The following is a 14,270-nucleotide window of genomic DNA, read 5'->3' as shown; positions in this document are numbered from 1 at the left end:
TAAACATAGCGGTTATAAAAATTTTCCACTTGCCTCTATGGATACGGAGATTTACCAATCCGGATACATACGCCCGGGATTAAAAATACCGGACGGGTCGAAAGTTTGTTTCAAACGGCGATGGATTGCTTTGACGGATTCGGGGAGCGGGGTGAATACGGTTTCGCCGTGTTTTTCTCCGCGAAAGAGCGTCGCATGACCGCCCGCTTGCTGTGCGGCTGTGCGTATAGTTTGCGCTTTGGCTTCCGTACGATACCAGCGTAAGCCGCTACCCCATTCCATAGCACTCAAGCCTTCCAAAGGCAAAGGAGAGGTCGTGTCGGGTACGGAAACACGCCACAAGCGTTGGGTGTCGCTAAGGGAGAAGGCAGGGTGGGTTTGTTCGCGTACCGAGTGCCATAGCGCATCGGCGGCTGCGGCTTCAAGTTGCAAACCGCTGATAATGCCGACGGCAGTTTGAACTCCCGCTTCGGTGCCGCTTAAGCGTAGGCTTAAGATGCCGTCTGCCCAGAAAGAGGCGGAAAGCGGTAAGGGTTGTCCCATTAAGGCATTGAGTTTTGCAATAGCTTCGTTTTCACTGATTTCGAATTGTAATGTGGTTTCGGCAAACGGTTTGGGCAATACTTTGATGGATAGATCGGTAATTAAACCCAAAGTGCCGAGCGAGCCCGCCATTATCTTGGCAACATCATAGCCCGCTACGTTTTTCACGACTGTTCCGCCGAAGGCCAAATGTTCGCCTTTGCCGTTGAGCATTTTTACACCCAATACAAAATCTTTGATGGCTCCGGCATGGGTTCTGCGGGGGCCGGCCAATCCGGCGGCGACAGCCCCTCCCAATGTTGCGCCTTCGCCGAAATAGGGTGGTTCGAACGGCAGGATTTGGTTGCGCTCGGCTAAAGCGGCTTCGATTTCCGCCAGCGGAGTACCGGCGCGTGCGGAAACCACCAGCTCTTCCGGATCATAGGCGGTAATGCCGCTGTAGGCGCGTGTATCAAGTATTTGGGCATTATCGGGGCGGCGGCTCTCTCCGTAAAAGTCTTTGCTGCCGCCGCCGCGGATAATCAGCGGCGTATGGTTTTGCGTTGCTTCGAGGATTTGCCCGCGTAGGGTAGTCAGTATGTGTTCCATAGTTTTCAGACGGCCTTTTCAATTTAATCTTTTGATACCGCAATCGTATGTTTGATGTGTTTTAAATTCGCCACGATGGTAAAAGTCATGATGACCAACATGGCCCACGAGCTCCATTTGCCGATGTGTACGAGCGACCATACACCGCTTTGGTTGGGATATTGCCAAATACCTGCAAATGTACTGATGTTTTCTGCCAGCCAGATAAAAAATCCGATTAATACGAAAGCCAACAGCAGCGGCATTTTTCTTTCGCGGTCGTAAGGGGTGAAATATACCGTTGTACGCGCATACAGCCCCAAAACAAAAGCGGCCAGATACCAGCGGTAATCGCTTATATAGTGGTGGCTGAAGAAATTTATATAAATTGCGGCAGCCGCCAATGCAGCAAGCCAGTAAGGCGGGTGGCTTCTGACTTTCAAATCAAACAGCCGCCATGCCTGAATAATATAGCTGCCGACGGCCGCATACATAAAGCCGGTAAACAGAGGGACTCCCCACAATTTGGTATACGCAAAATCGGGGTAAGTCCATGATTGGATGCCGCCTGAAGTTTTAAACACTTCAAGCATAAAGCCGATGATATGAAACAGCGTGATGGCTTTCAATTCATCGCGGCTTTCCAAACCGAATTTGAGCATAGCGGCCTGCACTGCCAAAGCAAATACCAGCAACAAATCATAACGGGGTATGCCCAGCCAGCCATTGCGCGGAATGGCAAACATGGCGATAAAAAACAAACCTGCAAACAGACAGGCTCTGGCTTCTTTCAGGCCGAAAAACCAAAATTCTGTTATAAAGCGTCGCCAGCCCTGTAAAGCAGGATTCAGCGGGTGTCGGGTCAGCCAATCGTCTAATCGGTTCAGCATGGGTCGTATTTTTCAGACGGCCCGTATACGGGTTATATACCCGGGTTGGCAGGCCGTCTGAAAATTGGCATATCGGGCGGTTAAAAGCGTTCCAATTCGGGAAACTTCATGGTTCCGCGCGGAATATGCATTCTGCCGTATTCGGCACAGCGGTTTTTAGTGGGAATGGCTTTGTCGGCGTTGAGCAGGCCGCCGGGGTCGAATGCAAATTTCACACCCCAAAAGGTTTCGCGTTCGGCTTCTGAAAATTGGACGCACATGCCGTTGATTTTTTCTACGCCTACGCCGTGTTCGCCGGTGATTGTGCCGCCCAGCCGTACGCATTCTTCCAAAATATCGGCACCGAAGGCTTCGGCGCGAGGCCATTCTCCCGCCTGGTTGTCGAAAAGAATCAGCGGATGCATATTGCCGTCGCCCGCATGGAAAACGTTAATACATTTCAAGCCGTATTTCTCTTCAAGCGTGGTGATGTGGCGCAGCAGTGTGCTGATGTGGCGGCGCGGTACGGTACCGTCCATGCAGTAGGAATCGGGAGCGAGTTGGGCGGCGGCGGGGAAAGCGTTTTTTCTACCCGACCAAAAAACCAGTCGTTCGATTTCATTGCGTGATACTTGGATGCGGATGGCGCCGCTTTTCTCAAATACTGCAATCATACGGCCGATTTCTTCGGCTACTTCTTCGGGTGTGCCGTCTGATTCGCAAAGCAAAATAGCTTCGGCGCGTGTGTCGTAGCCGATGTTGAGGTAATTGTCGATGGCGCGGGTAGCCGGGCCGTCCATCATCTCGAGTCCGGCAGGGATAATACCGGCGGCAATTACCGCAGCGACGGCATCGCCTGCTTTACCCATATCGTCAAAGCTGGCCATAATCACTTGTGCCGTACGCGGCTTGGGAACCAGTTTCACAACCACTTCGGTTACTACGGCAAACATACCTTCGCTGCCGATGAAGACCGAGAGTAAATCCAAACCGGGTGAGTCGTAAGCTGCGCCTCCCAGTTCGATAATGCTGCCGTCCATGGTGACGGCGCGCACTTTCAGCACGTTGTTTACTGTTAAGCCGTATTTCAAACAATGTACACCGCCTGAATTTTCACCGACATTGCCGCCTATGGTGCAGGCCAGTTGGCTGGATGGGTCGGGTGCGTAATACAGTTGGTGAGGGGCGGCGGCATCGGAAATCGCCAAATTGCGTACCCCGGGTTGTACCGTAGCGGTTCGCGCCTGAGGGTTAATTTCTAAAATCCGGTTGAATTTAGCCATAGCCAATACGATGCCATCGGGCGTGGGCATGGCGCTGCCGGTTAAGCCCGTACCGGCTCCACGAGGTACGACGGGTACGCCCAAACGCATACAAGTTCTCAAAACGGTTTGTACTTCGGCTTCGGTTTCGGGCAAAACCACGCCTAAGGGCAGTTGGCTGAAAGCTACTAAGCCGTCGCATTCGTAAGGGGTGATTTCGGCCAATTCGGTGAGAAAGCGGATGCCTTGCCATTCGCGGTGTAATTCGGCTTGCAGGGTTTCACGCTGTTGCGGTGATAGGGGCGTGCGCGGGCTGGGTTCCATAAAGATTCCTTTGTTACCGTGCCGTTTGGGCAACGGCAGGAAAGTATCGTTATTATTTTTAGGCTGCAGGTCATACGAACGTGCGGATAATCGGATACGGCGGAGATCTGCAGAGTCAGGTTGCCGAACCATCCGCTAAAATAATAATCCTAACATAATATCCGTGCGGCCTGAATATTCAGACGGCCTACGGTACTCAGGTAAGATAGCCTCTATTTGTGTAGGCCGCTCCCTTCGCCTTGAAACCGCCTGCGAATCGGGTGATAATCGCATACCCTTCCTAAAAATCAGACAAAGGTATTCCAATGGCTTCCCAACTGGCAAACGCCATCCGTTTTCTTTCCGCAGACGCAGTTCAAAAAGCCAATTCCGGCCACCCCGGTGCGCCGATGGGCATGGCTGAAATGGCCGAAGTGCTGTGGACGCAATTTTTAAATCATAATCCGGCTAATCCGAAATTTTACAATCGTGACCGTTTCGTTCTTTCAAACGGCCACGCCTCAATGATTTTATACAGTCTGCTGCACCTTACCGGCTACAATGTTTCGATTGACGATCTGAAAAACTTCCGCCAACTGCACAGCAAAACTCCCGGCCATCCCGAATACGGTTATACCGACGGCGTGGAAACCACTACCGGCCCGTTGGGGCAGGGCATTGCCAATGCCGTAGGTATGGCTTTGGCTGAGAAAAAACTGGCTGCCGAATTCAATAAAGACGGTCTGAATATTGTCGATCATTACACCTATGTATTCTTAGGCGACGGCTGCCTAATGGAAGGCGTATCGCACGAGGCCTGTTCGCTCGCCGGTACGCTCGGTTTGGGTAAGTTGATTGTTTTGTACGACGACAACAATATCTCTATTGACGGTAAGGTAGACGGCTGGTTTACCGAGAATATCCCGCAACGCTTCGAAAGCTACGGCTGGCATGTCGTACCGAATGTCAACGGTCATGATACCGATGCTTTGCAGGCCGCTATCGAAGCCGCGCGTGCCGAAACCGGAAAGCCTTCCATTATCTGCTGCAAAACCCTTATCGGCAAAGGTGCGGCTACCAAAGAAGGCAGCCACAAAACCCACGGTGCACCTTTGGGTGTGGACGAATTAGAAGCTACGCGTAAACACCTGGGTTGGAACTACGCTCCGTTTGAAGTGCCGCAAGATGTTTATGCAGGCTGGGATGCCAAAGCTAAAGGTGCGAAGCTTGAAGCCGAATGGAACGAATTGTTTGCCCATTATCAGGCAAAATTCCCTGCTGAAGCGGCTGAGTTTGTCCGCCGTATGGAGCACCGTCTGCCTGAAAACTTTGACGCCCATGTTGCCGAAGCTTTGGCCGAGGTATGCGAAAAACATGAAAAAATCGCTACCCGTAAAGCCAGCCAAAACAGTATCGAAGCTTTGGCCAAGGTATTGCCCGAATTTGTGGGCGGCTCTGCCGACTTAACCCCTTCCAACTTGACCGATTGGTCGCAAAGCACCGCGATCACACGCGAAACCGGCGGCAATTATATCCATTACGGTGTGCGCGAATTTGGTATGGCGGCGATTATGAACGGTTTGGCATTGCACGGCGGTGTGAAACCTTTTGGGGCGACTTTCCTGATGTTTAGCGAATATGCCCGCAATGCGCTGCGTATGGCCGCTCTGATGAAAATCAACCCGATTTTTGTGTTCACCCATGACTCCATCGGCTTGGGTGAAGACGGCCCGACGCACCAACCGGTAGAGCAAACCGCCACCTTACGCCTGATTCCGAATATGGCGGTATGGCGCCCGTGTGATACGGCCGAATCTTTGGTAGCGTGGTCGGAAGCAGTCAAAGCAGCGGATCATCCGAGCTGCCTGATTTTCAGCCGTCAAAACCTGCCTTTTGTCGCCCGAAGCCAAGAGCAGCTGTCCGATATCAAGCGTGGCGGTTATGTGATTAGTGCTGCTAAAGGTGAGGCGCAGGCTGTCATTATTGCGACCGGTTCGGAAGTCGAGTTGGCCTTGAATGCCCAAACGGCTTTGGCTGAACAAGGTATCGCGGTTAATGTGGTTTCCATGCCGTCTACCAACGTATTTGACAAACAGGATGCCGCTTACCGCGCTGCCGTATTGCCCGAAGGTTTGCCGCGCGTGGCAGTTGAGGCCGGTGTGAGCGACGGATGGTACAAATATGTCGGCTTAAACGGTAAGGTAGTCGGTCTAGACCGCTTCGGCGAATCTGCACCTGCTGAAGAGCTGTTTAAGGAATTCGGCTTTACCGTGGATAATGTAGTTGCCGCAGTGAAGTCGGTTTTGTAATGATCTATAATGGTATTTACAGCGCGGTAAAACGGTAGTTTGGTTATCCTTACGTTGTAAACTGAAAAGCACCTGTCAAATAGGTGCTTTTTAATCATTTATTTAACCGGATAAAGCACAGGCCGTCTGAAAAATTTTCAGACGGCCTGTGTTTCATTATAGTTCCGTTTGAAATCTATTTATGGTTATGGGTTCAAAGGTTGGTATTGTTTTTGCTTTTACCTGCCAGCATCGCGCTGAGCCCCGCTAAATGGCTACGGCCCTCAGCCTTGCTGACAATCGGCTCCCCGCCTTTCCGACCTAGGATTTTTAAGTCTTCTTGGGGCATTTCTTCGATAAAGCGGCTGGGTTCGGGAAATTGCCAGGTACCTTGTTTTTTGCGCTTGATACAATGGGTAAGGGTGAGTTGGCGTTTGGCGCGCGTAATGCCGACATACATCAGACGCCGTTCTTCTTCGATATTGCCTTCTTCGATGCTGTCTCCGTGCGGAAATAATCCCTCTTCACAGCCGACCAAGAATACAAACGGATATTCCAAGCCTTTTGAGGCATGCAGGGTCGACATTTTTACGGCGTCGATTTCTTCTTCGTCGCGTCCTTCAAGCAGAGTCATTAAGGCGATGGTTTGTGCGATTTCGATGATGTTTTTGCCGTCTTCTTCACCCTTGCGTGCAAGCCACGTACTCAGATCTTGCACATTACGCCATTTGATTTCGCCGGCTTTGCCTTCTTCGCCATTGAGAAGGTGGGCTTCGTAGCCGATTTCGTCAAGCAGGTTTTGTATCAGTGTGCCTGCATCCGTGTTTTCGGCGCGGCTGCGGTAGCTTTCCATCATTTGCATAAACTGCTCTACTGCCTCACGGTTTTTGTTGTTGAGTTCGGCTAGGGCGTCTTTATTTAACGCGGCTTGGTAGAGACTGCCGCCGTGGCTATGGGCATAGGCGTTCAGACGACCTAAGGTTGTGTCGCCGATACCGCGTCTGGGTGTGGTAGCCGCACGCAAGAAGGCGGGGTCGTCATCCGGATTGGCAATAAGGCGGATATAGGCAAGTATGTCTTTGATTTCGGCTTTATCAAAAAAACTTTGGCCACCTGAAAGTTGATAAGGAATACGGGCGGCACGCAAGGCCTCTTCAAAAACACGCGATTGGTGGTTACCGCGGTAGAGAATGGCAAAATCGGCATAGTTTATTTTGCCTTCGCCCACGATTTTTTGCTTGGCAATCTGACTGACTACCCATTCTGCTTCGTGTTGTTCGTGTTGGCAGGCAACAACTTTGATTTGTTCGCCCATTCCGAATTGGGACCACAGTGTCTTGGGAAACAGCTTGGGATTGTTTTGGATAACTTGGTTGGCCACTTTCAAAATACGGGCGGTAGAGCGGTAATTTTGCTCAAGCTTGATGATTTTGAGCTGTGGGTAGTCGGTTTGTAGGCTGCGGAGGTTTTCCATATTAGCGCCGCGCCAGGCATAAATAGATTGGTCGTCGTCGCCCACTACGGTAAACAAGCCTTCTGCTCCCGTGAGCAATTTCATTAGGGCGTACTGGCAGGTATTGGTATCTTGGTACTCGTCTACCAATAAATAACGCAGGCGCCGCTGCCATTTCAGCCTGATTTCGCTATTTTGTTGCAGCAATACGGTAGGCAGACGGATTAAATCATCGAAATCAACGGCCTGATAGCTCTCCAGTGTAGCTTGATAACTGGCATACAGTGCGGCCATTTGTTTTTCCCATTCGTTGGAAGCCGTCTGAAGCGCTTGTTCGGGCGTTTTTAAATCATTTTTCCATAAAGAAATCCGCTGCTGTGCTTTGAAGACCGCGTCTCGTCCGCTGCTGCCGAGCATTTCGTTGATAATTTTGGACGTATCCGCCGCATCTAAAATAGAGAAGTTTTTTTTGTAACCGATATTGGGGGCTTCTTCACGCAGCATTTTCATGCCTAATGAATGGAAAGTGCAGACGGTTAAACCGCGCGTCTGCTTTTTACTGAGCATACCGCCGATGCGCTCTTGCATTTCTTTTGCGGCTTTATTGGTAAATGTAATCGCGGCGATACTATGCGGTGCGTAACCCGCACGGGTAATCATATAAGCGATTTTTTCGGTAATCACCCGCGTTTTACCGCTGCCTGCACCCGCTAAAACGAAAAGCGGGCCGCCAAGATAATGAATGGCTTGTTGTTGCTGTGGATTGAGTTTCATTAGATAAAAATATGGCCGAATCAAATATAGGCCGTCTGAAAAATAAGTAGGTGATTATAGCATTGGGAGAACCGGCTTTTCGGGTAATACTATAAAATTGACGAAGCGGGCAGGTTGTACCGAAGAAGGTGATTTATTCTTGTTTGAATTGTATAATCAGATGTTTATTTGAATAATTTTCCCATATGGCCAAACGCCTGCACACCCATTACGATAATTTGAAAGTAGCGCGGGACGCTTCGCCTGAAGCGATTCGTAGCGCATATCGTGTGTTGTGCAAACAATATCACCCAGATCAAAATTCCCACCCCGATGCACACCGTATCATGAGTTTGGTCAACCGCTCTTATCAGGTGCTTTCCAATCCTGATAGCCGCCGTGCACATGACCGCTGGATTGAAGAGCAAATCCTTGCTTCGCAAGATGGCAAGATTTCCAGCCCGATGCCGGGCGGTTTTCGCAAAGTGCAAGAGCCGTTGCCTTATGCTACGTTGGCAGCTTGGTTGGCCGTTTTGACTATGCTGATTTTTGGATTGGCATATTATGCTGCATTGCAACGTCAAGAAGCACCTGTTGTGCCGCAAGATAATATACCGGTACGGCAGCGATAGCGTCATAATCTTGTACTTTTTCTTTAAAAGGCCGTCTGAAAATCAATTTAAGGTTGATGTTTCAGACGGCCTTATCTGATTTCGGTATAATTTAAGCCGTCTAAAAAACTTATGCAGTAAGGAGCTTTTATGGCCGCGCCGCCGGAAGCCAAATATACCGAAGAAACCGTTTTATGGGTCAAGCAGCATACATCCAAGCTGATTACTTTTGCCATTACGCGCCCCGATACCTACCGTTTTTCGGCGGGCCAGTTTTCGCGTTTGGGCTTTAGAGATGGAGAGGGCTTTATTTGGCGTGCATACTCTGTGGTTTCCGCTGAATATGCCGATACATTGGAATATTTCGCTGTTTTAATCGAAGGCGGGCCGATGAGTGCGAAGTTGGCACAAATGCAGGCTGGCGATACGGTATTGTTGGATAAAAACGCGACGGGTTTTTTATTGCCCGAGCGTTTTTCCGATGGCCGCGAGCTGATTATGTTATGTACCGGTTCGGGCATTGCACCGTTTTTATCGATTTTGGAACAACCGGAAATTTGGCAGCGTTTCGAACGTTTGGTATTGGTTCATTCAGTATCTTATGCTGACGAGTTGATTTTTAACGAACGTATTGCTGAATTGAAATCGCATCCGTTGATTGAAGACTATTTCCACAAGCTGTTTTTTGTATCGCTTACTACCCGGGAAGAGGGCGGAATGCTGCATGGGAAGAGGTTGCCGGAATGGTTGAAAAACGGTGGATTGGAGAAAGTGTTGGGCTTTACTTTTACACAAGCCGAGAGCCGTTTTATGATTTGCGGTAATCCGGAGATGGTTAAAGATACTTTTCAGGCGCTGCTTGATTTGGGTTTTTCCATGCACCGTAACCGAGTGCCGGGTCAGATTATGATGGAAAACGGATTTTAAATATAGTTGATTGTTTTTATTATTGTTATAGATTCAAATTGCCGGGGTGTATGCATACCCGGCAGTTTTTTATGGCTAATTCGGCTTACAAACTTAAATTTCGCACATAATCAGACACCTTTCTAGAAAACCAAATATCCAAGATAAATATTTAATTTTAAATGAAATAAAAAGTTTCACTTTGATAGATATTGGGTATTTTTTATATTTTATTCTATATTTCAATGGGATATTTAAATATATTATGAATGCAATTAATATTATCGGGGTGAAAAAAGTCATTAATATTTACATATCATATAAATATTTAATTGTTAGATATTTATTTATTTTGAAATTTAATTTCAAATAATATATTGAAATGGGTAATATAATCCCCGAGCAGATGCTCATTTCATTTCAAAGGAAGTATTTTTTAAGGAGAGTATTATGAAAAAAGTAATGTTGACTCTTGCTTTGATGGCAGCTACCGGCTCAGTGTTTGCTATGGGTGCCAAACCGGCTCCTGCAGCTCCTAATTATGACGGTTCAGGTGTTTGTACCCGCGAGTATGATCCGGTACCGTATGTGGCGAAAGATGGCCGTACTCTTACTGCTCCTAATCCTTGTGTAGCTGCCAAGTGGAAAGCCCAAGGCATTTAATTTTAAAGATATCGAAAGCCGTGTTTTACACGGCTTTTTTTATGCTCCGTGAAAGCGGGGCGTTTGTATTTGAGAGAGCCGTGCGATAGGAATACGGGGGTCGGGGCGGTATGTGGAGGAAGCAAGTTTGCCATAGTATTTTTCAAGATGGATTTATTTGAAAAATGTTTGATTTCAGACGGCTTTCTACAAATCAGATTAGAGAGGTGCTGATAGGGAAATAGATTTTGACTGTTGAGCGGTTTGATTAGAAAAGAAACGAGTTATTTAAATTCAATGTTATGATAAAAATGACTTACGCAACATGACGGGCATGTTTTGATAAGCGATAAGAAATAAGCAGTGATAGTTAGATGGAGAAACAGTCGGATTGAGCCAATCCGATCATAGGAGAAAACGATGACCGTACTTCGACAATTTACAGATATGCAGCCTATTATCCAAGCACCGATGGCAGGCGTACAGGGTGTGCGTTTGGCGATAGCGGTATGCCTTGCCGGTGGGATTGGTTCTTTACCGGCGGCTATGTTGAATCCCGAACAATTAACCCAAGCATTAGCCGAAATAAAAAAACAGGCTGGTGGACATGTCTATAATGTAAACTTTTTTGCCCATCAAACCCCTAAAATTACCCAACAGCAAACGGAAGCATGGTTAGCGGTTTTAAAGCCGTATTTTGATGAGTTCGGCTTGAGTGAGGCCGATATTCCCTTCGGGGGTGGGCGCAGGCCGTTTGACGAAGATGCCCTGGCGGTAGTGGAAAGTTTTCGCCCACCGGTGGTGAGCTTTCATTTCGGATTACCCGGGAAAAAGCTTCTGGAGGCCGTTAAAGCAACCGGAGCGGAAATATGGTCAAGTGCGACAACTGTTAATGAAGCCCGTTGGCTTGAGGCCAATGGCGCGGATGTTGTAATTGCCCAAGGGTGGGAAGCGGGCGGCCACAGAGGTGTATTTTTGGAAACAGACCTCAGCCGCCAACAAGGTTTGTTTACTTTATTGCCGAATATTGCCGCATCGGTGAGTATTCCCGTGATTGCTGCCGGTGGTATCAGCCATGCTGCTGCTTTGAGAGCCGCTGTTGAGTTGGGCGCAGTTGCAGTACAGGTGGGGACGGCTTTTTTACTGGCGGATGAAGCCGATACTTCGGCTGCCCACCGAGCGGCTTTGCAAAGTCCGCAAGCTGAGGATACGGTGGTGACCAATTTGTTCAGCGGGGGCTTTGCACGCGGTATTGCCAACCGATTTATGCGTGAGGCCGGCCCTATTCATTCTTCCGCATTACCTTTCCCTTTGGCAGGTGCGGCGGCAGGAGTGTTGAAGGCGGCAGCGGAGAAGGCCGGCAGTAGTGACTTTTCTTCATTTTGGGCAGGACAGGGAGCACCTTTGGCAGTGGGCGGCAGTGCGGCGGAAATTTTAAGCAGGCTTAATGGCTTCAAATAATATATGTCCAAATAAATAGTATCCTGAAGGGGAATCCGGTGCGGGGAACGCTCGTTTGTATAGACACGCCGGATTGTCGGTATCGGCGGTAAATTGGTAGGCTGAGGTTTAAAGAATCGGATTGCGAACACTATATAGGCTTTGCAATCGGGTTTAAGTTTAAGTAGCACTGGTAAAATATTTCAGACGGCCTTTTAAATTATTGTAGGCCGTCTGAAAAATCATTTTGAAAGATAGAAAGAGTCGGAATGTCGGTTAATCATTACGAAAATTTTCCGGTCGGATCGCTGGTGTTACCACGCCGTTTGCGCCGTCCTATTCATGCTATTTATGCGTTTGCGCGTACGGCTGATGATATTGCCGACGAGGGTAACGAGTCTGATGAGGTGCGCTTGCGAGGTTTGGCCGATTTGCGGGCTGAGTTGGATTTGATTTCACGGGGAGAAGTGCCGTTAACGGTATTGATGCAGCGCTTGCAGTGTGAAGCGGTAGTGCCTTTTTCGATGCCGTTGCAACCGTTTTATGATTTATTGGCGGCATTTGAGCAGGATGTGGTGAAAAAGCGTTATGAGGATTTTGGCGAATTGGTAGATTATTGCCGTAAGAGTGCCAATCCTGTCGGACGGATGATGCTGCATCTTTATGGTGAGCGCGACAGCCGTAGTATTGCTCAAAGCGACGGTATCTGCACGGCTTTGCAGCTGATCAATTTTTGGCAGGATGTTGCGGTCGATTGGCAAAAAGGGCGGGTGTATCTTCCTCAAAATGATTTGCGTCGCTTCGGGGTATACGAAGCGGTAATTGCCGAGGGTAGGGCCGATTTGGCTTTCCGACGTTTGATGGCTTATGAGTGTGAAAAGGCGCACAATATGCTGAAGGCAGGCTCGCCGTTGGGCAAAACGCTTAAAGGGCGTATCGGTTTCGAGTTGCGCATGATTATTCTCGGCGGGCAGAAGATTCTGCAGAAAATTGAGGAAAACCAGTATGACGTATTCAATAAAAGGCCGGTTTTAACGATTAGAGACTGGTGGGATATTGTGCGGAGAGCGCTGTTGAAAAAATAATGATATATCTAAAAAACAGGCCGTCTGAAAAGATATTCAGACGGCCTGTTTTTTAGGAGGGTGTTTATTTTTGGCAGTGTGTACAGTAGAAGGTGCCGCGTTGGCCGATGGTTTCTTTTTGTATGGGGCTGCCGCATTGGCGGCAGGGTTGGTTATGACGGCCGTAAACGTTGTATTCCTGTTGGAAGTAGCCGCTTTGCCCGTCGCTATTAACGAAGTCGCGTAGTGTGCTGCCGCCCGTTTCGATGGCGCGTTGCAAAATGGCGCGGATGGCTTCGGTGAGCCGTTCGCTTTCTTTTTTGGTAATTTTGTTGGCGGGCCGTTTGGGTGAAATACCTGCTTTAAACAGGCTCTCGTTGGCATAAATATTGCCGACACCCACTACGACGGCGTTATCCATCAACGCAAGTTTGACGGCACGTTTTTGGCTGTGTAGTTTCCGGTATAGATAGTCGGTGTTGAATTCTGCCTCTAAAGGCTCTGGCCCCAATCCGGTCAGGAGCGGGTGATGCTCGGGTGCGCCGGCAAACCATAAAACAGCCCCGAAACGACGCGGATCGTGATACCGTAAAACGGTACCGTTGGCGAAGGTAAAATCTATATGATCGTGTTTGCCGGGCTGTTCGATATGCGGATCGCCTTCGGTGAAAATGCGTAAACTGCCCGACATGCCTAAGTGTATCAGTAAGATACCTGTATCGAATTGCACCAACAGATATTTCGCGCGGCGGTTGCAGGCGCGTACGGTTTGGTTTTGCAGTGTGCCGCCAAGATGATCGGGTACGGGCCAGCGTAATTTATTTTGCCGGATTGTAGCGGCAGCCACGGTTTGGTTATTGATGTGCGGGCTTATACCGCGCAAGGTGGTTTCGACTTCGGGTAATTCGGGCATGGTTTCGCTCGTATTTGTACGGTTGTTTTCAGACGGCCTTGAGATGCAAATGATAGCGTTCTGCCATATCGTAGAGAATCATGGCGGTCAGCCCCCAAATATCATAATGCAGATAGGGCAAAACAGGTACTTCCAAGGATTGGTGGCTGTATTGAAAAGTGCGGGTGGAATAGTTTTCCCGATTTAAGGCAAAATCCAGCGGCAGATAAAAAATTTCAGCCACTTCTTCAGTGTTGGGTTGCGTTTTGGGATTGTCGGAACAGATGGCGGGAATGGGGAAAACTGAATAGCCGGAGGGAGTGTAGTAAGGTGGCAGCTGAGGAAAGGTTTGCCAATATTGGGGGGCGATGCCGGTTTCTTCATCGGTTTCGCGTAGTGCTGTGACGGTAGGGCTGTCATCCGTATCATCACAGCGCCCGCCGGCCAAGGCGATTTGCCCCGTGTGACGGCGTAAAGTATCGGCTCGGCGGGTAAGTAGTATCTGCCATTGGCTTTCTCGGCGTACTACGGCCAGCAAAACCGCGGCATCATGGTAGCCGCCTTCGCTCAGCATACTGTTTCGTCGTGCTTGAAAAGGCGCGGGATATTGTGCGGCACAATGGAAAAAACGGCTGAGTTCAGCGGTATTCATGATAAAAATGATTGCTTGGTTTGAT

Annotated in this window: 12 protein-coding genes; 6 read left to right on the top strand and 6 right to left on the bottom strand. The window is 49.0% G+C overall.

Features of this window, described 5'->3' with window-relative positions; genetic code table 11:
• Positions 1-51 precede the first annotated feature (51 nt).
• From glcE to LVJ86_RS08275, 3 genes are all read right to left on the bottom strand, one after another.
• Entirely contained in the window at positions 52-1,131 is a 1,080-nt protein-coding gene (gene glcE, locus LVJ86_RS08285; protein ID WP_047760419.1) for a glycolate oxidase subunit GlcE, read from the bottom strand.
• A gap of 23 nt (positions 1,132-1,154) precedes the next feature.
• On the bottom strand, positions 1,155-2,000 hold the full coding sequence (locus LVJ86_RS08280; protein WP_047760418.1) for a DUF817 domain-containing protein: 846 nt from the start codon (positions 1,998-2,000) through the stop codon (positions 1,155-1,157).
• An 80-nt stretch (positions 2,001-2,080) separates the two neighbouring features.
• Positions 2,081-3,565 (bottom strand): FAD-linked oxidase C-terminal domain-containing protein, encoded by a 1,485-nt coding sequence (locus LVJ86_RS08275; protein ID WP_047760452.1) that lies wholly within the window; start codon positions 3,563-3,565, stop codon positions 2,081-2,083.
• A 305-nt stretch (positions 3,566-3,870) separates the two neighbouring features.
• Between LVJ86_RS08275 and tkt the strand changes: the two genes are divergently transcribed.
• Positions 3,871-5,853 carry a transketolase gene (gene tkt, locus LVJ86_RS08270; RefSeq protein WP_047760417.1) on the top strand — a complete coding sequence of 661 codons (1,983 nt, stop codon included), beginning with the start codon at positions 3,871-3,873 and terminating at the stop codon, positions 5,851-5,853.
• 193 nt (positions 5,854-6,046) lie between these two features.
• Here the strand turns inward: tkt and rep are convergent, their stop codons facing one another.
• Positions 6,047-8,059 (bottom strand): DNA helicase Rep, encoded by a 2,013-nt coding sequence (gene rep, locus LVJ86_RS08265; RefSeq protein WP_047760416.1) that lies wholly within the window; start codon positions 8,057-8,059, stop codon positions 6,047-6,049.
• Between the two features lie 185 nt (positions 8,060-8,244).
• Between rep and LVJ86_RS08260 the strand changes: the two genes are divergently transcribed.
• From LVJ86_RS08260 to hpnC, 5 genes are all read left to right on the top strand, one after another.
• Complete coding sequence (locus tag LVJ86_RS08260; RefSeq protein WP_053008298.1) at positions 8,245-8,670, top strand: J domain-containing protein; 426 nt, start codon at positions 8,245-8,247, stop codon at positions 8,668-8,670.
• Positions 8,671-8,799: 129 nt separating this feature from the next.
• Complete coding sequence (locus tag LVJ86_RS08255; protein ID WP_047760415.1) at positions 8,800-9,576, top strand: ferredoxin--NADP reductase; 777 nt, start codon at positions 8,800-8,802, stop codon at positions 9,574-9,576.
• Positions 9,577-10,005: 429 nt separating this feature from the next.
• Positions 10,006-10,218 (top strand): hypothetical protein, encoded by a 213-nt coding sequence (locus LVJ86_RS08250; RefSeq protein WP_047760414.1) that lies wholly within the window; start codon positions 10,006-10,008, stop codon positions 10,216-10,218.
• A 399-nt stretch (positions 10,219-10,617) separates the two neighbouring features.
• A complete protein-coding gene (locus LVJ86_RS08245) occupies positions 10,618-11,658 on the top strand; it encodes an NAD(P)H-dependent flavin oxidoreductase (RefSeq protein ID WP_047760413.1) in 1,041 nt (346 codons plus the stop codon).
• 248 nt (positions 11,659-11,906) lie between these two features.
• The gene (gene hpnC / locus LVJ86_RS08240; RefSeq protein WP_047760412.1) at positions 11,907-12,722 is read left to right on the top strand and encodes a squalene synthase HpnC; all 816 of its coding nucleotides are present in this window, start codon (positions 11,907-11,909) and stop codon (positions 12,720-12,722) included.
• Between the two features lie 64 nt (positions 12,723-12,786).
• Here the strand turns inward: hpnC and mutM are convergent, their stop codons facing one another.
• A complete protein-coding gene (gene mutM / locus LVJ86_RS08235) occupies positions 12,787-13,614 on the bottom strand; it encodes a bifunctional DNA-formamidopyrimidine glycosylase/DNA-(apurinic or apyrimidinic site) lyase (RefSeq protein ID WP_047760411.1) in 828 nt (275 codons plus the stop codon).
• Positions 13,615-13,642: 28 nt separating this feature from the next.
• Positions 13,643-14,245 (bottom strand): CoA pyrophosphatase, encoded by a 603-nt coding sequence (locus LVJ86_RS08230; RefSeq protein WP_047760410.1) that lies wholly within the window; start codon positions 14,243-14,245, stop codon positions 13,643-13,645.
• Positions 14,246-14,270 lie beyond the last annotated feature (25 nt).

The organism is Neisseria arctica (genome assembly GCF_022870905.1).
Lineage (GTDB): Bacteria > Pseudomonadota > Gammaproteobacteria > Burkholderiales > Neisseriaceae > Neisseria > Neisseria arctica.
The sequence above is the reverse complement of the archived record's forward strand: the minus strand, read 5'-3'. Positions and strand labels throughout refer to the sequence as shown.